At 44.9% G+C, this 20,028-nt stretch carries 21 protein-coding genes; 1 reads left to right on the forward strand and 20 read right to left on the reverse strand.

The genetic code is table 11. The annotated features are described in order from the left end of the window. Positions 1-85: 85 nt before the first annotated feature. From argS to galE, 9 genes are all read right to left on the reverse strand, one after another. Positions 86-1,777, reverse strand: coding sequence for an arginine--tRNA ligase (argS, locus tag A5868_RS10095; RefSeq protein WP_086303578.1), 1,692 nt, complete (start codon positions 1,775-1,777; stop codon positions 86-88). 371 nt (positions 1,778-2,148) lie between these two features. Continuing rightward, on the reverse strand, positions 2,149-3,162 hold the full coding sequence (argF, locus tag A5868_RS10100) for an ornithine carbamoyltransferase (protein WP_086303577.1): 1,014 nt from the start codon (positions 3,160-3,162) through the stop codon (positions 2,149-2,151). A 477-nt stretch (positions 3,163-3,639) separates the two neighbouring features. Beyond that, on the reverse strand, positions 3,640-4,662 hold the full coding sequence (gene tsaD, locus A5868_RS10105; RefSeq protein ID WP_010780355.1) for a tRNA (adenosine(37)-N6)-threonylcarbamoyltransferase complex transferase subunit TsaD: 1,023 nt from the start codon (positions 4,660-4,662) through the stop codon (positions 3,640-3,642). Then, on the reverse strand, positions 4,655-5,080 hold the full coding sequence (gene rimI / locus A5868_RS10110; RefSeq protein ID WP_086303576.1) for a ribosomal protein S18-alanine N-acetyltransferase: 426 nt from the start codon (positions 5,078-5,080) through the stop codon (positions 4,655-4,657). Before rimI (A5868_RS10110) ends, tsaD begins: the two co-directional genes overlap by 8 nt. 2 nt (positions 5,081-5,082) lie before the next feature. Further along, positions 5,083-5,631 carry a ribosomal protein S18-alanine N-acetyltransferase gene (gene rimI, locus A5868_RS10115; RefSeq protein ID WP_010780353.1) on the reverse strand — a complete coding sequence of 183 codons (549 nt, stop codon included), beginning with the start codon at positions 5,629-5,631 and terminating at the stop codon, positions 5,083-5,085. Continuing rightward, positions 5,615-6,322 (reverse strand): tRNA (adenosine(37)-N6)-threonylcarbamoyltransferase complex dimerization subunit type 1 TsaB, encoded by a 708-nt coding sequence (gene tsaB / locus A5868_RS10120; RefSeq protein WP_086303575.1) that lies wholly within the window; start codon positions 6,320-6,322, stop codon positions 5,615-5,617. The genes rimI (A5868_RS10115) and tsaB overlap by 17 nt, the downstream gene beginning before the upstream one ends. A 220-nt stretch (positions 6,323-6,542) precedes the next feature. Then, positions 6,543-7,526: a LacI family DNA-binding transcriptional regulator gene (locus tag A5868_RS10125; protein WP_086303574.1), complete on the reverse strand. Its 984-nt coding sequence runs from the start codon at positions 7,524-7,526 to the stop codon at positions 6,543-6,545. A 12-nt stretch (positions 7,527-7,538) separates the two neighbouring features. Beyond that, on the reverse strand, positions 7,539-9,020 hold the full coding sequence (gene galT / locus A5868_RS10130; protein ID WP_086303573.1) for a UDP-glucose--hexose-1-phosphate uridylyltransferase: 1,482 nt from the start codon (positions 9,018-9,020) through the stop codon (positions 7,539-7,541). A gap of 11 nt (positions 9,021-9,031) precedes the next feature. Next, the gene (gene galE, locus A5868_RS10135; RefSeq protein ID WP_086303572.1) at positions 9,032-10,021 is read right to left on the reverse strand and encodes a UDP-glucose 4-epimerase GalE; all 990 of its coding nucleotides are present in this window, start codon (positions 10,019-10,021) and stop codon (positions 9,032-9,034) included. A 310-nt stretch (positions 10,022-10,331) separates the two neighbouring features. On the opposite strand from galE, the gene A5868_RS10140 reads away from it, so the two are divergent. Beyond that, the gene (locus A5868_RS10140) at positions 10,332-10,499 is read left to right on the forward strand and encodes a DUF3042 family protein (RefSeq protein ID WP_086303571.1); all 168 of its coding nucleotides are present in this window, start codon (positions 10,332-10,334) and stop codon (positions 10,497-10,499) included. Between the two features lie 31 nt (positions 10,500-10,530). Here the strand turns inward: A5868_RS10140 and A5868_RS10145 are convergent, their stop codons facing one another. The 11 genes from A5868_RS10145 to A5868_RS10195 all read right to left on the reverse strand — a co-directional run bounded on the left by A5868_RS10145 (position 10,531) and on the right by A5868_RS10195 (position 20,027). Next, positions 10,531-12,300, reverse strand: coding sequence for an FAD/NAD(P)-binding protein (locus tag A5868_RS10145; protein WP_086303570.1), 1,770 nt, complete (start codon positions 12,298-12,300; stop codon positions 10,531-10,533). 109 nt (positions 12,301-12,409) lie between these two features. After that, positions 12,410-13,222: a sugar-phosphatase gene (yidA, locus tag A5868_RS10150; protein WP_086303569.1), complete on the reverse strand. Its 813-nt coding sequence runs from the start codon at positions 13,220-13,222 to the stop codon at positions 12,410-12,412. Between the two features lie 214 nt (positions 13,223-13,436). After that, positions 13,437-13,838: a rhodanese-like domain-containing protein gene (locus A5868_RS10155; RefSeq protein ID WP_010780345.1), complete on the reverse strand. Its 402-nt coding sequence runs from the start codon at positions 13,836-13,838 to the stop codon at positions 13,437-13,439. A 27-nt stretch (positions 13,839-13,865) separates the two neighbouring features. Next, the gene (locus A5868_RS10160) at positions 13,866-14,822 is read right to left on the reverse strand and encodes an ROK family glucokinase (RefSeq protein ID WP_086303568.1); all 957 of its coding nucleotides are present in this window, start codon (positions 14,820-14,822) and stop codon (positions 13,866-13,868) included. Between the two features lies 1 nt (position 14,823). Next, positions 14,824-15,030 (reverse strand): YqgQ family protein, encoded by a 207-nt coding sequence (locus A5868_RS10165; RefSeq protein WP_010780343.1) that lies wholly within the window; start codon positions 15,028-15,030, stop codon positions 14,824-14,826. A 140-nt stretch (positions 15,031-15,170) separates the two neighbouring features. Continuing rightward, on the reverse strand, positions 15,171-15,704 hold the full coding sequence (locus A5868_RS10170; protein ID WP_086303567.1) for a DUF1697 domain-containing protein: 534 nt from the start codon (positions 15,702-15,704) through the stop codon (positions 15,171-15,173). Positions 15,705-15,754: 50 nt separating this feature from the next. Further along, positions 15,755-16,423 carry a rhomboid family intramembrane serine protease gene (locus A5868_RS10175; protein WP_086303566.1) on the reverse strand — a complete coding sequence of 223 codons (669 nt, stop codon included), beginning with the start codon at positions 16,421-16,423 and terminating at the stop codon, positions 15,755-15,757. 40 nt (positions 16,424-16,463) lie between these two features. Continuing rightward, positions 16,464-17,000, reverse strand: coding sequence for a 5-formyltetrahydrofolate cyclo-ligase (locus A5868_RS10180; protein ID WP_086303565.1), 537 nt, complete (start codon positions 16,998-17,000; stop codon positions 16,464-16,466). 56 nt (positions 17,001-17,056) lie between these two features. After that, positions 17,057-18,052, reverse strand: coding sequence for a GDSL-type esterase/lipase family protein (locus A5868_RS10185; protein WP_086303564.1), 996 nt, complete (start codon positions 18,050-18,052; stop codon positions 17,057-17,059). Positions 18,053-18,063: 11 nt separating this feature from the next. Continuing rightward, complete coding sequence (locus A5868_RS10190; RefSeq protein WP_086303563.1) at positions 18,064-19,047, reverse strand: FecCD family ABC transporter permease; 984 nt, start codon at positions 19,045-19,047, stop codon at positions 18,064-18,066. After that, positions 19,044-20,027 carry a FecCD family ABC transporter permease gene (locus tag A5868_RS10195; RefSeq protein WP_010780336.1) on the reverse strand — a complete coding sequence of 328 codons (984 nt, stop codon included), beginning with the start codon at positions 20,025-20,027 and terminating at the stop codon, positions 19,044-19,046. Before A5868_RS10195 ends, A5868_RS10190 begins: the two co-directional genes overlap by 4 nt. Between the last annotated feature and the right edge of the window lies 1 nt (position 20,028).

Consider the following 20,028-nt stretch of genomic DNA (forward strand, 5'->3'; position numbering starts at 1 on the left):
AAGTTAGAAAGAAAAAGAGTGTTTGGCTTTTTTATTCGTTCATCATTCATTTTAACGGTACTGTCTCATCTGGAGAGATGAAAAATTACATTTTATTTGGGGCATGAACACCTAATAGACGAAGATCTTCTTTCAAAATGACAGTCACCGCGTGGACCAATGCAAGTCGTGCCTCTTTTTGATCGTCTTCTACTAGAATTTTTGTGTGAGCGTAGTATTTATTAAATGCTTGAGCCAATCGAATCGAGTGCTTTGCGATCACGGATGGTTCGTATTGGTCCGCCGCTTGCATGACTATTTCTGGATAGCTTTGCAGCAGCTTGATGATTTCCCAGCTATCTTTATCATTCAAGGCATAAACAGCCTCCGTATCAATGGTGAAGTTTCCTTTTTCCAAAACAGTCATTGCACGCGCATGTGTGTATTGTACGTATGGGCCTGTTTCCCCTTCAAAACGAACCACTTCTTCCAAACTGAAGTCGAAGTTGTTTAAGCGGTCATTCTTTAAGTCGTGGAAAATCACAGCGCCAACGCCCACTTGGTGTGCCACTTCCTCTTTATTTGGAAGATCCGGATTTTTTTCTTGAATTTGGTTCAAAGCAAGACTATTTGCTTCATTCAGCACTTCTTCTAATAGAACGATCTTGCCTTTACGGGTAGATAATTTTTTGCCATCCTTAGTGATCAAACCAAATGGTACATGGATCATTTCATCTGACCAATCAAAATCCATTTCTTTTAAAACAGCCTTTAATTGTTTAAAATGACCACTTTGTTCATTTCCCACCACATAGAGGGACTTAACAAAATTGTATTCACGTTTACGGTAAAGAGCGGCTGCCAAGTCACGCGTAATATACAATGTCGCGCCATCTGATTTTTTGATCAAGGCTGGATTCAAGTCATATTTTTCAAGGTCTACGATCTCTGCCCCTTCATTAGTTTGCAGCAGGTGCTTTTCTTCCAGCATCGTTACAACTTCATCCATCTTATCGTTGTAGAAAGCTTCTCCATTGTAAGAATCAAAATCAACTTCCAGCATTCCGTAGATCTTATTAAATTCTTTTAGCGACTCGCTGCGGAACCATGTCCATAAATCTAATGCTTCTTCGTCGTTTTCTTCTAATTTTTTGAACCAAGCGCGTGCTTCATCGTTTAGTTCAGGCTCTTCTTCTGCTTTTTCGTGGAATTCTACATATAGACGCAGCAATTCATTGATCGGTTCAGCTTTCACTTTCTCCTCTGAACCCCATTTTTTATAGGCTACGATCAATTTACCGAATTGTGTGCCCCAGTCACCAAGATGATTGATTTTGATTGGGTTATACCCGATCTTGCCCAAGATCAAACTGATGGAATTTCCGATCACAGTGGAGCGCAAGTGTCCCATTGAAATAGGTTTAGCGATATTTGGAGAAGACATATCGATCGTTACGTTGCCTTCATTTCCAATATTGCTGTCCCCAAAATGATGTGCTTCTTTAGCGATTTGTTTCAAGACCATGCTTGAAATAACTTCCTTTTTCATAAAGAAGTTTAGATACGGACCTACGACCTCAATCTTTTCAAAAGCATCAGGATTGATTTGTTCAGCTAGCTCTGCCGCAATTTGCTGCGGCGCTTTACGAAACACTTTCGCCAAGGCGAATGTTGGAAATGCCACATCTCCGTGGTCAACTGATTTAGGATTTTCCAATAAACGTTCTACTTCCGGCAACGTGAGATTTTCTTTCACTACTTCAAAAACAGCTTGTGCGACGATTTCTTTATTATTCATCCAAAATTCCCCCTAATATATTCTGTATGCTTGGATCTATTCACAAAAATAAGTCTGGATCGATCATTAAGACATCGTATTCGTTAACCATTCAAAGTGATGCTCACAAAAAAAGTCCCTGATGTATAAAATACATCAGAGACGAGAATTCCCGCGGTACCACTCTTATTGTCGCATGCGACCAGCTTAGGCTATAACGGTAGCTGCCGTTTCATCTCAAAAGTGCGCCCTCTATTTTTGTCTATTCGGCTCCCACCTACCCGAACTCGCTGAAAAACAGACCATAGACTTCTCTTTTTTCATTGATGAATGATTTATCTGGCATTCATATTAACAGAAAAATCGTCATCTGACTAGTCGAGAGGGAGATTTTATGCTTTAGGAATAAATAGATTTCCTAAAGTGGCAGCCATCACCGCTTTGATGGTATGCATCCGATTTTCAGCTTGTTGAAATTGGTAGGCGTTCTTTCCGCGAAAGACTTCGTCCGTCACTTCCATTTCAGCCAACCCGTAGTTTTCTTTGATTTTTTTTGCTACTTCGGTTTCTATATCATGAAACGCTGGCAAACAATGCAGAAAAATCGTTTCTGCTTTTTGTGTTTTTTCCATCAATTCTTGATTGACTTGATACGGCAGCAATAACTCAATACGCTCCTCAAAAGCCTCTTCCTCACCCATGGATACCCAAACATCCGTGTAAATAATATCTGCTTGTGCCACGCCTTGATCTGAATCAGCCGTGACAAGAACTTTCGCTCCCGATGCTTCGGCATACTGCTCAGCAAGACGAATCAATTGTTGTTCAGGAAATAGCTTCTCTGGTGTGACGATCGAGATATTCACCCCTAAGATCGCACTGGTGATCAGCAGCGAATTTGCGACATTGTTGCGCCCATCGCCTACATAAGCTAACGTCAATCCTTCTAATGTGCCAAAATGTTCTTTTATCGTTAAGAAGTCAGCCAGCATTTGCGTCGGGTGCCATTCATCTGTCAATCCATTCCATACCGGGACGCCTGAATGTTCGGCTAATGCTTCCACCGCCTCCTGAGAGAAGCCGCGGTACTCGATCCCATCAAACATACTTCCTAAAACCTTCGCCGTATCTTCGACGGACTCTTTCTTCCCTAATTGGATATCATTTTTCCCTAAATATTCAGGATGCGCGCCTAAGTCGATAGCAGCTGTTGTGAAGGCGGCCCGTGTTCGTGTGGATGTTTTTTCAAACAATAAGGCAATGTTCTTTCCCGCTAAATAAGTATGCGGCAAATTCTTTTGCTTCAATTCTTTTAAATGTGCGGCGAAATCAATCAAGTAGAGCAATTCATCTTTAGTAAAATCAATCTCTTTCAAAAAGCTTTTCCCTTGAAAAATATTTTCCATCTTAACTCCTCCATTTTTGAATATTCATTCGATATCATCTGATAAACATTATTTTTATTCATGATAACTGAATAAATATGAAATTACAACCACATTCTGAGCATCTTCCATAAAAAAAGCCTCCTCAAGCATTTTTGAGGGAGCCTTACTTCTATTTCACTTGGGACAGTTTGATTCGATTTAATTTACAGGTCACTGCACTTGCAACGACGCTTTAAAAAAATTATCAACTTCGCTATAATCATTAACGATCGCTAAAACACCTTGATTATTCCTCTATCTATAAAAAAAGCCAAACCTGTTTTTACTTTTCAAATCGAAAGTAAAAAACGGTTTGGCTTTACATTTGTAAAGTATTTTTTAAAAAGACTTTTCATTTGAACTTCACTGACTGATTTTTTCTCTATTGAAAGACTAGATGGACTGCCTGCTCCTTGATCCAAATCCTTTTCTATGGAAAAGCTTGACTTAGAAAATCTAGATATGCTGAAAAGCCAAACTTGGATTGGCATTCAAGCTCATCCCAGCAAAGTGGTGTTTTTGTAATTCCACATGTGCAGCAGCACCAATCATCGCGGCGTTGTCACCACATAAGCGCAGCGGCGGCACGATCAATTTCACATCAGGCAGCTCTTTCTCGATCGCCGCAGCCATCTGCTCGCGAAGGCCTTTATTCGCCGCCACGCCACCAGCTACAATCAATTGCTTGACTGGGTACGTTTTGCAGGCTCTGATCGTTTTTGAAACAAGCACCTCCACCACACTTGCTTGAAAGCTTGCTGCTAGATTTTGATGATCCAGCACTTCGCCGCGTTGTTCTGCATTGTGAGTCAAATTGATAAATGCACTTTTCAAGCCGCTAAAGCTGAAATCAAAATTATCTTCCTTCAGCATTGCACGGGGGAAGTCATAGGTGTCTTCTCCTTGATGCGCCAATTCATCTATCTCTTTTCCGCTCGGGTAACTTAATCCTAGTACACGCCCTACTTTATCGTAGGCTTCCCCAGCAGCATCATCGCGTGTTTCACCAATGATCTCAAAAGACCCGTCTTCCTTCATATAGACAAGCTCGGTATGTCCTCCGCTAACAAGCAAAGCCATCAAAGGAAACACCAGTGGTTCGACCAAACGGGCAGCATAAATGTGTCCCGCCATGTGATTGATCGGGAGCAAAGGCAAACCATTCGCCCAAGCAAAAGCTTTCGCTGCACTTAATCCGATCAACAGCGCGCCGACTAGCCCTGGTCCATAAGTAACCGCTACGGCTCGAAGGTCGCTCGCTTCAACGCCTGCTTCACTCAGCGCTTCTTCGATACAAATCGTAATCTGCTCCACGTGATGCCGGCTGGCAACTTCAGGCACGACACCGCCAAAACGTTTGTGACTTTTTATTTGCGAAGCCACAATATTTGATAGAATGGTTTCGCCATTTTCAATCACTGCGACACTGGTTTCGTCGCAGCTGCTCTCGATCGCTAGAATCAATTCCGTTTCATTCATCTGCATTTCCTACTTTCAAAGCCATCAGCACTGCATCCTCTTGGGGGTGCTGATAATAATTTTTCCGCTTTCCTATTTCTTGAAAGCCAAATGTTTCATAAAAAAGACGCGCCTCTTGGTTCGAAGCACGCACCTCTAAAAAAATACTCGCTATATTTTCTGCTGCTGCGTGGGTGATCAGACGTGTCATCAAGCGACGTCCGAGACCTTGACCTTTTACTTTCGCAGCAATATTGGTAATCTCGATTTCATCACATACCTGATGAAAGCCCAAGAATGCGAGGACTTCCGTTCCTTCAGTGAAATAATGGCTATGAGGTTGCATCATATCACTGGCAAATTGGTCTGCTGACCACGGCGAATCAAATGTATAGGCCGCCTGGCTGATTTCCCAATATACGTTTGCTAACTCGTTCATCTTTATCCCACTTCCAACCGCTTGATCATATCCAGCGCATCTTCATTATTCTCGGTGTAATAGTTTCTGCGAATGTTCCGGGCAGAAAAACCCAACCGACGATACAATCGCTGCGCATCTGTATTGCTTAAACGCACCTCCAGCGAGAGTGTTTCACAATCGTTCATTATAGCGAATTTTTCTACTTCGTCAATCAACAGCATTCCGATCCCGCGATTTTGAAAAGATGTTCCAACTGCGATGTTCGTAATATGCGTATCATTTCCGATCAAGCGGCTGCCGATAAAGCCGGCAAGCTCCTCTTTCTTCGTTACAATACAAATATATAGATGCGGGATCGGTGAGTGGATCTCTGACAAAAATGCACTTTTCGTCCATGGCGTCTCGCCAAAATAAACATCTCGCTCCAAGGCAATCAGCTCTTTGATGTCCTGGTCGTTAATTTTTCGCAGCAGGTATTCCTCCTCCTTCAACTTCACGTACTTTGAAGTAAAAGGATATTGTTTCCCGTACAAAATCGTCTTAACGAACCCGCTAAATTTTTTCAACATAGTCCTCATCCTCAGGTTGATGTGTCTCTAGCCATTTTTCTTCCGCCTCCACGCGCTTCAGATATTCTGGTACCAATCCATGAATATCGTCAACGGGTTTTGCGAGAAAGCCTAATTTTCCAAGTACGATCCCGCTTGGAAGATTTTGCTCGTCTGCTTCAGAAACCTCCGCAGTCGGCCATGCGGCGTTAATTTCTTGTTTAAACTTAGCTGTCTCACCGACAAAAAATGCCGGTTCCTGAATCTTCTGCAATAAGTCTGTCAATGACATATGCTGATCCGCCATAACAGAGACTAATTTTCCTTGTTCCCAGCGATAGGCGCCTGCGTACACGTTGTTCCGGCGGGCGTCGATCAGAGGAATAATAACTTTTTCAGTTTGAACATTTCCTGCGATAACTGCCAGACTCGACACAGTCGTCAACTGGATTTTCAATGTTTCTGCCAGTGTTTTCGCAGTCGTTACCGCGATTCGGATACCTGTGTAAGAACCTGGTCCCTTTGCTACAACGATTCGATCCAAATCAGCGGGCGTCAGTCCACTTGCCTGCATGACCGATTCGATCGCTGGCATCAAAGTCAAGCTGTGATTCATTTTTCGGTTCAATTGAAAGTGTGCCAGTACTTTCTCGTCTTCTAAGACCGCTACGGCTAATGTTTGATTCGATGTATCCATCACTAGTAATTTCATAAAAGTTCATTTCCTCGCATTTAAGATAGCCATATTTTAACACAAACCCGATTTGCTTTCCTTAGATTTTTAAACAGCAAAAAACATTTGAAAAGTCTTTTAACAAAAAACTTTACAAATGAAAAGCCAAACAGCTATTTTACTTTCTAAAAAGATAGTAAAAAGGCGTTTGACTTTCCATTTGTAATAGCCATTTCGTTGAAGCAAATTTGATGAAACCCTAGTTGGTCGAATCTCGTTGAATCAGCTTTGTCCCCAGCATGATCTTTCTTGGGACAGGCGCACCCTCTCTAGCTAACTCCAAGACGGTCATTACCGCCAATTCCCCCATCCACTCTGTCTCTACCTTCACCGTCGACAATGCGGGAGAAACATACTTTGCAACACTGACATCGTTGAACCCGATCACCGAGATGTCCTCTGGGACCCGCAGTCCAAATTCTTGGATCGCTTGCATCGCTCCTACAGCCAGAGCGTCACTTGAAGCAAACAAGGCATTTGGAAACTCTTGGTTGTCAGCTAAAAAAGTCGTCATCGCGGCTTTCCCAGCTTCCATTGAAAAGGCGGCCGTCATCGTAAATTCCGGCTTGTACAAATTGATTTGCTGCATCTTTGTTTTAAATGCACGCAGCCGCGGGTCCTCGATCGGCTGAAAATGATGCTTGGTCTGCTCTTCGCCAGAAAGAATACCTATTTTTTGATGCCCGCGTTGGACAAATGAATCAATCACCAGATCCACGCTTTGATCAAAATCGACGACGAGCGAATTGATTCCTTGACTCATTCCATCGAAATCCACAAACAATAAATTCTCATCTAAATTCTTCAACTGTCGTATCTGCTCTGCATCAAACTTTCCCAGAGCGATCGTTCCCGTAACCTGAGCATCTGATAATTCTGTCAGCGCCTCTCGCCGAATCTGAATGTTTAATTCTTCGGCTTTTTTTTCGATGCCTAATCGAATGGATAAATAATAAAGATCCGCAAGCTCTTCGGCCTCATCGTACCACTGGACCAGCCGAATCACCGATTTGCTTATTTTGTTGGCGCGTTTGTGCTTGGTGTAGTTCAATTCCTCCGCCACCTCAAAGATACGCTGCTTCGTTTCGTGAGCGACGGATAATTCTTGATCGTAATTTAATACACGGGAAACGGTGGCCGGTGACACACCAGCCAGCTTTGCAATATCTCGAATAGTTGCCATCGCGGCTCCCTTCTACAACGTATTGATAAAGCGGGTAAAGCCTTCTTGTCCTTCAACGTCTCGTTTAAAGACACCCGCATCTTCTAATACACGGGCAAACGCAGCGCCAACTGCTTTTTGAACGACTTCTGTAACATTTTCTTGGGTGATCGTATTGACGCGTTTTAATTCATCCGCCCACGCCATATGATACTCGGCGATTTCATTCGCCTCATTCAATAAATACTTTTCTACTTCTTTAAGCTCTGGTTCCAAACGTGGCGGCAACACAGCAAGACCCATCACTTCAATCAATCCGACGTTTTCCTTCTTGATGTGCTGTACATCAGGATGCGGGTGGAAAATACCCTCTGGAAATTCCTCAGAAACATTGTTGTCCCGCAAAACCAAATCGATTTCAAAAAGCCCCTCTTTTCGGCGCGCGATCGGAGTAATCGTATGATGCGGCGTGCCATCTTCTGATGCTGCTGTAATCTGCAAGGCATCATCCGAATACACTTGCCACTTCTCAAAAATCATTTGAGCGGCTTCAACTAAGTCACGCTGGCTCTTCCCTTGCAAACGGATCACAGACATTGGCCACTTGACGATTCCTGCCGTAACAGTTGGAAAAGCTGACAATTCAATCATTCGTTCCATATCAGCCACCGCCATAGGGAATGTGTGACGTCCGCCTTGGTAATGGTCATGAGAGAGAATCGATCCGCCAACGATTGGCAGGTCGGCATTTGATCCCACAAAATAATGAGGCAGGACTTCTGTAATTTTTAACAATCGCTGGAAGGTCGCCTTTGTGATTTTCATCGGGCGATGCTCCTCTGACAAAATAATGCAGTGTTCGTCATAATAAGCGTACGGCGAATATTGGAATCCCCAGCTTTCGCCATCGAGATTCATTCGAATGATCCGGTGATTGGTTCGTGCCGGGTAGTTCAATCGGCCCTTGTAGCCTTCATTTTCCATACACAGCATGCATTCCGGATACCCGACTTTCTTCAGCTTCCGTTCCGCGGCGATCCATTTTGGGTCTTTTTCTGGTTTTGACAAATTGATCGTGATCTCTAGCTCGCCATATTCCGTTTTCGCAGGAAAAATGATGTTCCGCGCGATCTCCCGCGTTTTGATGTAGTCGTTGTCTTTGCTGAGTTTAAAGAAATAATCTGTCGCTTGGACAGGATCTTTCGAATAATACTGAGCAAAATACGCATTCACGACAGACGGCGGCGGTGTCATCAGGTCCATCAATTGTGCCTCTAGCATATCTCGCTCCGCCTGGTGGTCTGTGATTAGTTGATTGTTCTCTGCTTGGATCAACAGGCGATCGACTAGCGTAACAGCGCTTGTTGAAACACTGCGAAGTTCCGCTTTGGCAAGGGACTCCTCACCGATCATGGCGATGACACGGTTTTCTAAATAGAAACGATCCATCTCCATCCATCCGCCTGACTGAATAGCTAATGTGGTAAAATCTCTAATTGTTTGACTGATCGACACGTGACTTCCTCCTAGTCTTCATAGCCATGTGGATGACTGACATGCCAGTTCCACGCGGTCTCAATGATCGCTTTGATATCTGTATATTCTGGATTCCAGCCCAATGTTTCTTTGACTTTCTCGCTTGAAGCCACCAAACGACTTGGATCTCCTGCTCGACGTGGACCAACCTCCGCGGCAATTTCTTTTCCGGTCACTTCGCGAGCGGCATCCAGCATTTCTTTGACGGAATAGCCATTGTTTGAACCGAGGTTGAAGAAATTACTTGGATTTCCAGCGTTTAAATATTCTAGCGCTAAAATATGAGCAGCCGCTAAATCTTCTACTTGCACATAGTCACGGATACATGTACCGTCCGGCGTATCATAATCCTCGCCAAAGATCGTCAAATGGTCTCTCTGGCCCAATGCCACCTGTAAAATGATCGGTACCAAATGCGTTTCCGGATCATGGTCTTCACCAATGCTTGCATCGGCTTTTGCGCCAGCGACGTTGAAATAGCGTAATGCCACATACCGCATCCCATAGGCGTTGTCGCACCATTTCATCATTTTTTCCATCATCAGCTTGCTTTCGCCATAAGGGTTGGTTGGATTTGTGGCTACTTCTTCTGTGATCGGCGAGACACCGGGTTCACCATAGGTCGCTGCTGTAGAAGAAAAGACGATGTTTTTCACTTTGGATTCTTCCATCACTTCCAATAAGCTTTCCATGCCCACCACATTGTTGTTAAAATATTTCAATGGCTTTTCCACTGACTCGCCAACTAACGAGCTTGCGGCAAAATGAACGACCCCTTCGATCGATTCTTTCGTAAAAACGTCTCGCATAAACGTCTTGTCGCGGCAATCGCCTTCATAGAATGTAGCTTTTGGATGGACTGCCTTGCGATGCCCCGTTAATAAATTATCTACTACGACAACCTCATAATTTTGAGAAACCAGCTTATCCACTGTATGAGAACCGATATATCCTGCACCGCCTAAAACTAAAATTGCCATTTGATTGTCTCCTGTCATTTTTATTTAGTAAACAAATTATAGTTTGTTTACTAAATAAATGCAAGCGAATCTCCCATTCATTAAACTTTCTATTTTTTTGATTTTGCTTCATAATGGAGGTATGGAAGAAGACGTTCTCTTTTGTTAAAAGAGCGCTGGCTTTTTTGATTCTTTAGAGGCTCCTTTAGAGATTTTTCTCGGTAAAAGAACCTGATCGAAAGCGACAGTTTATGGACGTCTAATGTGAAAAGCTAATGTATTTCTCTGTGGGAAGTACATTCCTTATAACTGAGAAAGGAGTGATGAAACGATGCGTAAATTTGCTTCAGGATTCGTTACTGGTACTTTTGCTGCGGCGGTAGTAGTTGCAGGCGTGGTGATGGGTGTGAAAAAGAAAGTGATCGACCCGATCGAAGAAAAAGAAACAAAAATCGATGAAAATCGTAAAAAAGCACGTAGAAAACGGATCGCTCGTTAAAAAAAAGAAAGCCAAATCGGCTTTCTTTTTTCTATTTATAGATTGATCGTGTGATGCGATTCGCTAATTTGAAAATGCGGTCGTCGCTTTTAGGACGTGGCGAGGTCGCATTCAGCCAGTCCAAGCCTTCCAACGGGATGCCGTAGCAATAAATACAAGACATGACCCGCCCGCTTTGAGTGATGAGTTGATGTGTCTGGCGTTGAACCTTGATCGCTCCGGTCGGATGGTCTTTCCCGTCAAAGCTTATTTGATGTGGCGCCGAATAGCCTTTTTCACGCATTTGGATCAGCAGCGGATTTTTCGTGCGTGTGAAGCTCGTTGCAGGCAACCGCGCCTCGATCAAGCTGCTTCCGACAAATGTCCGCTCAGGGTCCTTCTTACTGTAGGTAATAAATTTTTTGTTCTTTCTTTCCACCACCATCTCAGGCGCTAAAAATGTCACCACGCCGGCTTCCACCAATGCCAATAACTGCTTTTGGCGAATCACGGGCGCACCGATCGTCAAGAAACTGTAGTTCCGATTGAAGCGGCCGAAAAATTTTTCATAGTAGTCCTTTGGTGAAAATCTTTCTTGATCCAGCATATCGTTGAAGGGCTCCTGCACTTCTTTGTACGTATCTATCGCCTTGGCGATGGCGCCTGTTTCATTGCCCAACTCCGCTTCTTCAATGTCTTTTTTTAAATAGGTTTGGATAAACGCTGGAAATTCTGTCGCTGAGACTTCTTTTGCCGGATCAAAAAGCGAGGACCAGTCCAATCGAAGCGCATCAGGAATTCGATACTTCGTTAAAACAGCTTTCCGATCGCCTTTGCGGTATTCCCGTAAAAAGGTCGTTTCATCGATTGCCGTGTCGGCTAATTTTATTTCATAATACGCCAATTCGGCTTCTTTTCGTAATAAATCAACCAGAGCCTCCACGCCGCCGTCAAAGGCTTCCATGAACGGTTGAGTCAATAGCTGCGGCTGCGCATCTTCGCCAGGCTCCTTTTGATTATCGGGACGCGCATGGTAAGGCAACCCTCTGCCTGAACCAACGATCAGCTGCTGCTCTTTTCCCGTAGGTTCATAGTTCAATCCCGTTTGTTCTTCCATGAAGCGGCCGCCCCATTTAGCGACAAACAAAGCAATATAATCAAAAAAGCTTAATCCTAACCCTCGAAGGATCACACAATCACTTGTAGGAAGCTCCTCAAGCGGGGTGTCGGAGGGATTCCCCGGTTCTTGGTAAAAGAGTCCGTGTGCTTGCGCGTAAGCTTTATTTTCCGCTTCCTCCTCATTGAGGGAATTTGCGGAATGTCCCGTTGCCAGGACCACATCAGAGACGTGATAGACACGATCTGCTGTCAACGAAATCCCCGTCTCCTCCTCAGTCAGATCAACCACCCGCTCTTTGATTAAAGTAACCGTAACATTTTCTGGTAAATGCTTCTGTTGCTGGTCGAAAAACCAGCTTTGGTAGACACCATAGTACCGCCGTTGGCAATAATCATTCTTTCCAAGTGCCCTCTCTGCTGAAAAAGAGTCCACTTGATCAAAAGAAGAGAGATACTCCGGCGCTTCTGTCTTGTTCCACTCTGCTAAATTTGGGCCTTCGTCTTCAGAAAACAAGGTGACATGCTGCATGACGGTATTCATGATTACTTGATCACTTTGATTTTTGCGCCAGATATTTCCTCCGGGGCCATCAGGATCAAATAGCAGCAGTTCTACTTTTTCTTCTTTGGGTGCTTGCTTGATCAGACGGTCCAAAACGATCAAGCCGTAAGGGCCTGCCCCGATAATTGCGATTCTTTTCATACACATTCCTCATTTTTCGATAGATTCCTTTCTTTTAGAGTAGTGAAAAATGGGGAAATAAGCAAATTAAAAAAGCTTCTGATGACGGAATCATCAGAAGCTGTATGACTTATTTTAATACCCAGCGCTCAAATGCTTCCTTTACGCCGTCTTCCAAATTCGTTGCTACTGTGTAATCCGCAGCGGCCTTCACCGTCTCACTGGCATTTCCCATCGCCACGCCCGTGCCGGCGAATTCGATCATAGACAGATCATTCTCTGCATCCCCGATGGCCATCACTTCTGAAGGCTCAAGGCCTAAATGTTCACTCAACTCTTTCAATGCCATGCCTTTGCTGGCATTTGCATTCAATACTTCAATGAAGTACGGTGTGCTTCGAACAATCGTATATTTTTCAAATAATTCTTTTGGAATTTTTTTGAAGGCCTCGCCTAAAATCTCTGGATCATCGATCATCATCATTTTTACGGCCAGCACGTTCTTCGCGATTTCTTCAGGTGTCCGATAATGAAGCGGCATATTTACTAAATACGACTCTAAAATCGTGTAAGGACTGATGTCGCGGTTGGCTGTGTACATCGACTCTTTATCTGCAAGATGCAAATGCACATCGAGTGACCGGGCCAGGCAGTCAATTTCCAAATAATCTTCTCGCGTTAAATTGTGTTCAGCTACCACATCCCAAGTATTGGTGTTCAATACTAACGCACCATTGTAGGTAATGATGTAATCATCCAGCTGATTTAGTCCTAGAACCTCGAGTTGTGCTCTTGTACCGGATAACGGGCGGCCGGTTGAAAGAACGACATAAATCCCTGCTTCTCGAGCTGCCTTGATGCTCGCCACTACAGGCTGATTGATCTCGTGGTGGTCATTCAGCAATGTTCCGTCTAAATCTATCGCAACCAATTTTATACTCATAATTCTCTCCTAACCTGTTGATAAATTGTCCGCAGTGCTTTTTACAGACATTTATTTGATGTTTCTATACAGCAAACTTTTCAAGATACTTACATGAGAAGTTTCTCAACTTCCATAATAAGCATAAAACAATGCCTCGTCAATTGAATCAGCCGTATCCTCTACCACTGATAAACGTGAAAAAACGGCTGGACACTTGGTCAGCCGTTTGTTGTTAATCCACTTTTTTCTGTTTCACTTTCCCAGTCCACTCTTGAATACCGCCTTTAAGAATGTACAGATCTGTGTATCCTTTTTTGCGAAGCAGATTTGCCGCACGGGCACTGACTGCTTTGTTTTGATCATAAATATAAATCGGTTGATCCTTTCGCAAAGAGGCATACGTTTCTTTAAACATACTGAATGGGAAGCTGCGCGCGCCTAAAATATGCTTTGCGTTGAATTCATCTCGTTCACGGACATCAATGATTTGCGCTTTACGCATTCCTGCTTGAAATTCTTCTTGCGTGATGATTTTTGCGGAACGTCGCATCATGATTCGAACGACCAGCTCATACAGACCAAATAAAACAAGTACCGCGATTAATACGATATTGATTTTCCACCAAATTGACATAACTTGATTCCCCTCTACCCTTTTTATCTATTTAGCTAATGAAGCAGCGCCGATGACTCCGGCTTCATTGCCCAATTCTGCTAACTTGATTTTCGTGCTTTCACGAACCTGCGGGAACGTGAACTCTTTGAAATAGTTCTCTACGCGGCTGCGCAAGAATTCGCCTGCCGCAGAAACGCCGCCGCCGATAACGATCGTTGATGGGTTCAGTGTATTTCCAAGATTCCCACAAGCCAGACCTAGATAAAATGTCACTTTATCAACGACCATTAATGCAAGGTCATCGCCCTCTTTTTCAGCCAACTCGAAAACATCTTTACTTGTAATGTCTTCCCCATTGTCTAGACGCGCTTTTAATTGTGAGCCGCCTGCGTATTCCTCCGCCAATTGACGTGCTACACGTACCACGCCGGTTGCGCTTGCTACAGTTTCCAGACAGCCGCGCTTGCCACACGTACACTCAAAACCGTTAGGGTCCACTGTGACGTGTCCGATCTCACCGGCACAGCCAGCGATTCCGTGAAGCAATTGACCGTTCATAACGATCCCGCCGCCAACACCTGTTCCTAATGTGATGAAGATCACGTCAGGTTCGTTGTCGCCAGCACCTTTCCAGCGTTCGCCCAATGCTGCCACATTGGCGTCATTGTCGATACTGAATTTGATCTTTGTTCCTTTTTCGATTTCACGTTTTACTTGCTGCAAGGTGGTCCAGTTCAAATTATAGGCACCGATGACTGTTCCCGCCTCGATATCGACGCTGCCGGGTGTTCCCATGCCGATTCCTTCAAATTGCTCTGGTGTCATTCCATATAAAGACAAATGATGGTTGATTGAATCAATGATGTTCGGCACGATATGCGAACCGTCATCTAAAATGTTTGTCTCAATACTCCATTTTTGCTGAATTTCGCCAGCTTCTGTTAAGATAGCGAATTTTACGGTTGTCCCGCCTAGGTCAATACCTAATAATTTTTTATCCACTCTAGTCACCTTCTCGACTTTCTTCAATGTGATGTTCTCGTTTTAAAATGGCCCAACCTCGTAAATACGTGTCACGATCAATCACGCGACTTTCATATAAATTTTTTAATTCGATCTGCATCAATTCAATATCGTAGATCCGCTTGCCTACGTAAACATAGATCCCGAATTGTTTTAGCAGCTGCTGCACATCGTATAAACTTTCCACCAAACCACATCCCTAATATTATACAGAAAAATCTTCCTTTTTTATAGTCCGATTTTTATTTTCCTTGTTTCTTTCTTCTTAAAGGACAATTCCTGTTCCATTTTATAGCATTGTGTCCTCCCTCGCAAATCGAAGCCTGCTCATTCCTCCAGCATCGCTGCCAATTTGACGATCGTCCTCCAATTTCGTGCGGTCAGATCGTCCGATAGACGCTGCAATCTTGATACCAATTTTGAAAAACGAATACTCTTTTCTGTTAAATAATAGCCATCCTTCGCTGCAATCACCACAGTTTCCCCCACGTCTGTCAGCGTTTGCTTTCCCATGTCTGAACCGGAAAAATAAACATAGAGATGGGCTACCTTTGGGTCTGTACTTTCCGCTGCCGCGATCTCTTCTTTTGTAAAGGGAAGCTTTTGTACCAGCGAAGACATTTCTTCCGCTCTGCGATAAATGACAGGTACAGAAAAACCGAACCGTTCTAAAAAGCCTGCGCTCACGTCCTCTGAAATTTTTTCCAATTCACTGTCACTGGAAAAGACGATATTCCCGCTTTGGATATAGCTGCGAACGTCTTTGAAGCCCAGCTCTAAGAACAGTTCTCTCAATTCCTGCATCTTGACACTATTTTTTCCACCTACATTAATCCCGCGAAACAATGCTAGATATCTCATACACTACGCCTTCTTTCATAAAAAAAGCGGACATTTCTGCCCGCCAGTCCTCATAGAAATAGATTAAATTTTCTTAGCCCGAAAAAGACAAACAGGACGATCGCAAAAATGAAGAACATCCCGGACGTCACCCGTGCTCGAGTAGAAAAACGGTCTTGGGCGTGTGGCACAGCAACAGTCCAGCCTGTCAGCGCCCCTCCGATGATTCCTCCTAGATGTCCCCAAATATCGATCGTTGAATCAAATAACCCGAAGACGAGGTTCATCAAAATAAACAAAGCAAATTGCCGTGTTAGTGCTTGGACGGCTCCGTTGTCGCGATAGTGCATTCCGATGACCAAAAAAGCACCAAACAAGCCAAAGATCGCCGTGCTCGCGCCGCCTGACAAGGTGGTCGGCTGATTGAAGGCGAAGCTTGCGAAGTTCCCCATCACGCCGCTCAACAAGTAAACGATCGCGAAACGGACATGACCAAAAATCGCTTCACATTGCTGACCCATATAATAGAGGACGACCCCATTCAAGGCAAAATGCGTCAAGCCGAAATGGATGAACATCGGGGTCACAAACCGCCAATATTGATGCTGGAAAACGATGGACGGAGAAAACATCCCCAATTGATTTTCGATCGCTAATCCAGGCAGCAGGTATTGCATTAAAAAAACAACCGTATTGATTGCAAAAAGGGTATACATTACATAAGGTTTCTCTCTTTTCATATACCAACCTCTCTCATTTTGTGATTCTCAATGGAACGAACTAGGCAAGAAATAATTGCTGAATGGACTGATCGAAGGACTCGGTCTGCCACTCTTCCATCAATTGCTCCGCAAAGACGAAGCTGCACGTCTTTCCTGTATACTCCGCCAAATACCGATCATAGTACCCGCCGCCGAAGCCAATTCGATACCCCGCCCGATTGAATACTAGCCCGGGAACGATCAATAGATCTAGCTCATGAGATTCAGCGACTGCGTCGTGAGCGGGTTCATCAACACCAAAATTGGTCGTGTAAAAGGACGAATCTGACGTAATCCAGTGAAAGACCATTTCACCTTTAGGCAAAGACTTGGGAACAGCGACTCGTTTCCCCGCTTCAAGCGCCCGTTGGATCACTAACGCGGTAGGAAACTCAAAGGATGTCGCCATCGTGACCCCGATACTGTTGGCCGTTTTCCAACTGTCGCTGCGGAAAAACTGCTCGTAGATCCGCTCGATTTGCGCCTGTCTTTCTTCCTTCGTCGCAAGGACCTGCAAACGTGTGATGGCACGCTGCCGTAGTTTTTCTTTTTCCATTCATTCACCTTCTTATCTAGAAATACTAACAAACTCAGCACAAAATAAAAAGGGGATTACACCCCTTTAACAAAATCACTAGAAATTTGCCGTGCGATCGTCAAGCCGGCGATTGCATTCACATGCAAATGATCCCCGCTGTCATACATTGGATTTAGCTGGCCTTGACCGTTTTCAACCATGCTTGAAAAATCCCACACATCGGTATAATTTGCCAACAGCCAGCGATTGATCTCTTGGCGCACCGCTTCTTTTCTTTGATCCATTCCAGGATACCCTAAGCAGGGCATCAAGGTGCATAGCTGATACGCGCAATTTTGCTCCTGACAAAGCTGAATCAAATCATCGATCCCTTTTTGGAAGGAAGCCAACGTGAGCGCGCCGTTGATCAAGTCGTTTATCCCTATGGACAAAATCACTTTACTTACATTCCGATGACTCGCCAAACTAGCACGCAACCGCTGCATCGCGGCGAACCCGTAAAACAGCCGCTGCGTTTCCGTTGTAGGCTGATCGCTGGCCGCCTCTAGCAAGCGACTGCCATTGATTCCTTGATTGACGAGAAAAATATTCTGCTTTCGCAACGTGCGCTGCAAGGGAGTCGTCCAAGTTGCCCCCTCGGTCAAGGAATCCCCCAAGGCAAGGACACAGGTGCCTTCGACCACTGCTTCGATTGCCGCGAGTCCTGAACAAAAATCGGCTGACTCAGGGCTTGCTAAAAAGTCCGCGTCGATTGCCGGAAAGCCGCTCTCACTCCTATTCGTTCGATAATGAAGCTGCCATTTTCTTGCTGAAGAGTCGATCGTCACGGGCGCTGTCGTCACTACCTCACCAGGGGAAAGAGAAAAATCAGGAATACGCTGCTGCTGCTCATTGGTGATCACCGTCAGCTCTTGAATCTGCTGGGTATGACTGCCATAGGTATTCGCAAACACAAAACGAAGGCTCTTTACTGGAGCAATTTGCCGCAATGTTAAATGAACCGCCCTTTCTGATGGGCTGTGTCCGGCAATCCCGCGATGTGCATGACTCCATATCGTCGTCCAATTCATCTGGATTCTCCTTACTTGCTCTTTTTCAGCAATTGTATAATAAAATACGGCGCACCGATCAATGAAACGATGATCCCTGCGGCCATCTCGCCATTGGGTAGCAGGACACGCGCTAAGACATCACTGAACAGCAATAAAATCCCGCCGATCAAAGCGGCCATCATCAAGGTTTGATTGTTTTTCCTTCCCGTCAACTGACGGGCGATGTGAGGCGCGATTAATCCGATAAAGCTGATACTTCCAGCAACAGAGACACTTACCGCCGCCAAACAAACCCCACAGACTAAAAAGAACAATTGGGTCCGTTTTAATTTGACGCCTAATCCGACAGCGATGTCATCCCCCAGCTCCAAAACCTCCAACGAACGCCCTTTTAACAGAATCAAAGGAATCAAAATGATTAGCCACGGGAGCAATAAAAACACATGATGCCAGGTGGTTCCCCAGATCGTCCCCGCAAGCCAGGCCGTTACAAATTGATAATTGTCCTTCGAGACACGGATCGTTCCGATCACCGTCAATGCCGAGATCCCAGCATTGACAGCCACCCCTGACAGCAGCAGCCGATTCGGCGTGACTCTTCCCGACTGTCTGCCGAAATAATACACCAGCGCAGTGGCAAGAAAGCTTCCTCCACAGGCAATCACTGGCAGGTACCAGCGACTTTCTCCAGTCGCAAAAAAGCCTAGATAAATCAAAACCGTCAACCCCGCTCCGGCATTGATCCCTAAAATCCCCGGGTCTGCCAACTCGTTGTGGGTGATGGTCTGAAAGATGTATCCCGACACAGCCAGCCCCATACCCGCTAAGATCGAAACCAGCAGTCGAGGAAAACGAAAATCAAAAATAATCAGCTGCCGACTTGCCGAAGCCGTCCCTTGAAACGCCTGCAAGAGATCCGTCACCGTCAGAGGAATCGTTCCCACCACAAGACTTAAAACGATTCCCGTAACAAGCAGAAGAAACAAGCTTAGCCATCCTATTCTTTTCCTCATAAGCTTCCCCTTCTAATTTGTAAAAGTAAAAACGGCACGCCGATGATTGTAATGATCACACCCGTTGGCGTTTCCAAAGGAGGAGCGATCAATCGAGAAAAGCTGTCCGCGACTACAAAAAAGAGTGCGCCGAACAACCCCGAAGCTGGAATGACGTACCGATAATCGTGTCCGACAAAATAACGGACAACATGGGGAACGATCAACCCGATAAAACTGATCGTTCCGACTAACGCCACCGAGCTTCCTGCCAACAATAGAACCAGCAGCATGCTCAACTGACGGATACGACTTGGTTTTTTCCCCAAGGAGATCGCCGTTTCATCCCCCATACTCAATAAGGTAACTTGAGGACTGATGGCAAAAGCTCCGAGAATCCCGATCAAAATCAATGGAAAAATCGTCTGCAGCTGCGGCCATGTAAGATTGGCGGTCCCTCCGATGAACCAAAACGTCATATCCTGATTCAAATCAAACAACAAGCTGATGCTTTGACTGATCGCCGCAAAGAAAGAACTCAGTGCGGCTCCCAGCAACACGATCTTGATCGGCGACAACCCGAAGGATACTCTAGAAGAAACAAGATAGATCAGCACGATCGAAACAGAGGCACCAATAAAGGAACCGATCACGCCAGCAGCAGGAGAAGGATTGCCAGTGATCGCAAAGACCAATGCCAGCCCCAAGCCTGCACCTGAATTGATCCCCAACAAGCCTGAATCCGCAATCGGGTTGGAAGTGATCCCCTGGATCAACGCGCCTGAGATCGCAAAGGCCGCTCCAACCAGCACCGCTCCGATCATTCTCGGCAAACGCAGATAACGAACCAGCTGTTCTCCTTGGTTACTCGGATCAAATTGAAATAACGCCTGTGTGACATCTGACCATTTGCTGGTGACTGCGCCATACCGCAAAGACAAAAACATCGCGGCGAGAAGCACGATCACTACAATTGGAAAAAAATACTGTCGTTTAGTCATC

It is taken from the genome of Enterococcus sp. 12F9_DIV0723, from assembly GCF_002174375.1.
Classification (GTDB): Bacteria; Bacillota; Bacilli; order Lactobacillales; family Enterococcaceae; genus Enterococcus_A; species Enterococcus_A gilvus.

Excerpts from the sequence above, each read along its gene's own strand:
- argF (WP_086303577.1), bottom strand. The coding sequence starts at position 3,162 with ATGGAAAATATTTTTCAAGGGAAAAGCTTTTTGAAAGAGATTGATTTT.
- galE (WP_086303572.1), bottom strand. The coding sequence starts at position 10,021 with ATGGCAATTTTAGTTTTAGGCGGTGCAGGATATATCGGTTCTCATACA.
- yidA (WP_086303569.1), bottom strand. The coding sequence starts at position 13,222 with ATGAGTATAAAATTGGTTGCGATAGATTTAGACGGAACATTGCTGAAT.
- argS (WP_086303578.1), bottom strand. The coding sequence starts at position 1,777 with ATGAATAATAAAGAAATCGTCGCACAAGCTGTTTTTGAAGTAGTGAAA.
- rimI (WP_010780353.1), bottom strand. The coding sequence starts at position 5,631 with ATGTTGAAAAAATTTAGCGGGTTCGTTAAGACGATTTTGTACGGGAAA.
- A5868_RS10180 (WP_086303565.1), bottom strand. The coding sequence starts at position 17,000 with ATGGAAAAAGAAAAACTACGGCAGCGTGCCATCACACGTTTGCAGGTC.
- tsaD (WP_010780355.1), bottom strand. The coding sequence starts at position 4,662 with ATGAATGAAACGGAATTGATTCTAGCGATCGAGAGCAGCTGCGACGAA.
- A5868_RS10145 (WP_086303570.1), bottom strand. The coding sequence starts at position 12,300 with ATGAAAAGAATCGCAATTATCGGGGCAGGCCCTTACGGCTTGATCGTT.
- A5868_RS10195 (WP_010780336.1), bottom strand. The coding sequence starts at position 20,027 with ATGACTAAACGACAGTATTTTTTTCCAATTGTAGTGATCGTGCTTCTC.
- A5868_RS10155 (WP_010780345.1), bottom strand. The coding sequence starts at position 13,838 with ATGTCAATTTGGTGGAAAATCAATATCGTATTAATCGCGGTACTTGTT.
- A5868_RS10170 (WP_086303567.1), bottom strand. The coding sequence starts at position 15,704 with ATGAGATATCTAGCATTGTTTCGCGGGATTAATGTAGGTGGAAAAAAT.
- A5868_RS10125 (WP_086303574.1), bottom strand. The coding sequence starts at position 7,526 with ATGGCAACTATTCGAGATATTGCAAAGCTGGCTGGTGTGTCACCGGCC.
- A5868_RS10185 (WP_086303564.1), bottom strand. The coding sequence starts at position 18,052 with ATGAATTGGACGACGATATGGAGTCATGCACATCGCGGGATTGCCGGA.
- A5868_RS10175 (WP_086303566.1), bottom strand. The coding sequence starts at position 16,423 with ATGAAAAGAGAGAAACCTTATGTAATGTATACCCTTTTTGCAATCAAT.
- tsaB (WP_086303575.1), bottom strand. The coding sequence starts at position 6,322 with ATGAAATTACTAGTGATGGATACATCGAATCAAACATTAGCCGTAGCG.
- A5868_RS10140 (WP_086303571.1), top strand. The coding sequence starts at position 10,332 with ATGCGTAAATTTGCTTCAGGATTCGTTACTGGTACTTTTGCTGCGGCG.
- A5868_RS10190 (WP_086303563.1), bottom strand. The coding sequence starts at position 19,047 with ATGAGGAAAAGAATAGGATGGCTAAGCTTGTTTCTTCTGCTTGTTACG.
- rimI (WP_086303576.1), bottom strand. The coding sequence starts at position 5,080 with ATGAACGAGTTAGCAAACGTATATTGGGAAATCAGCCAGGCGGCCTAT.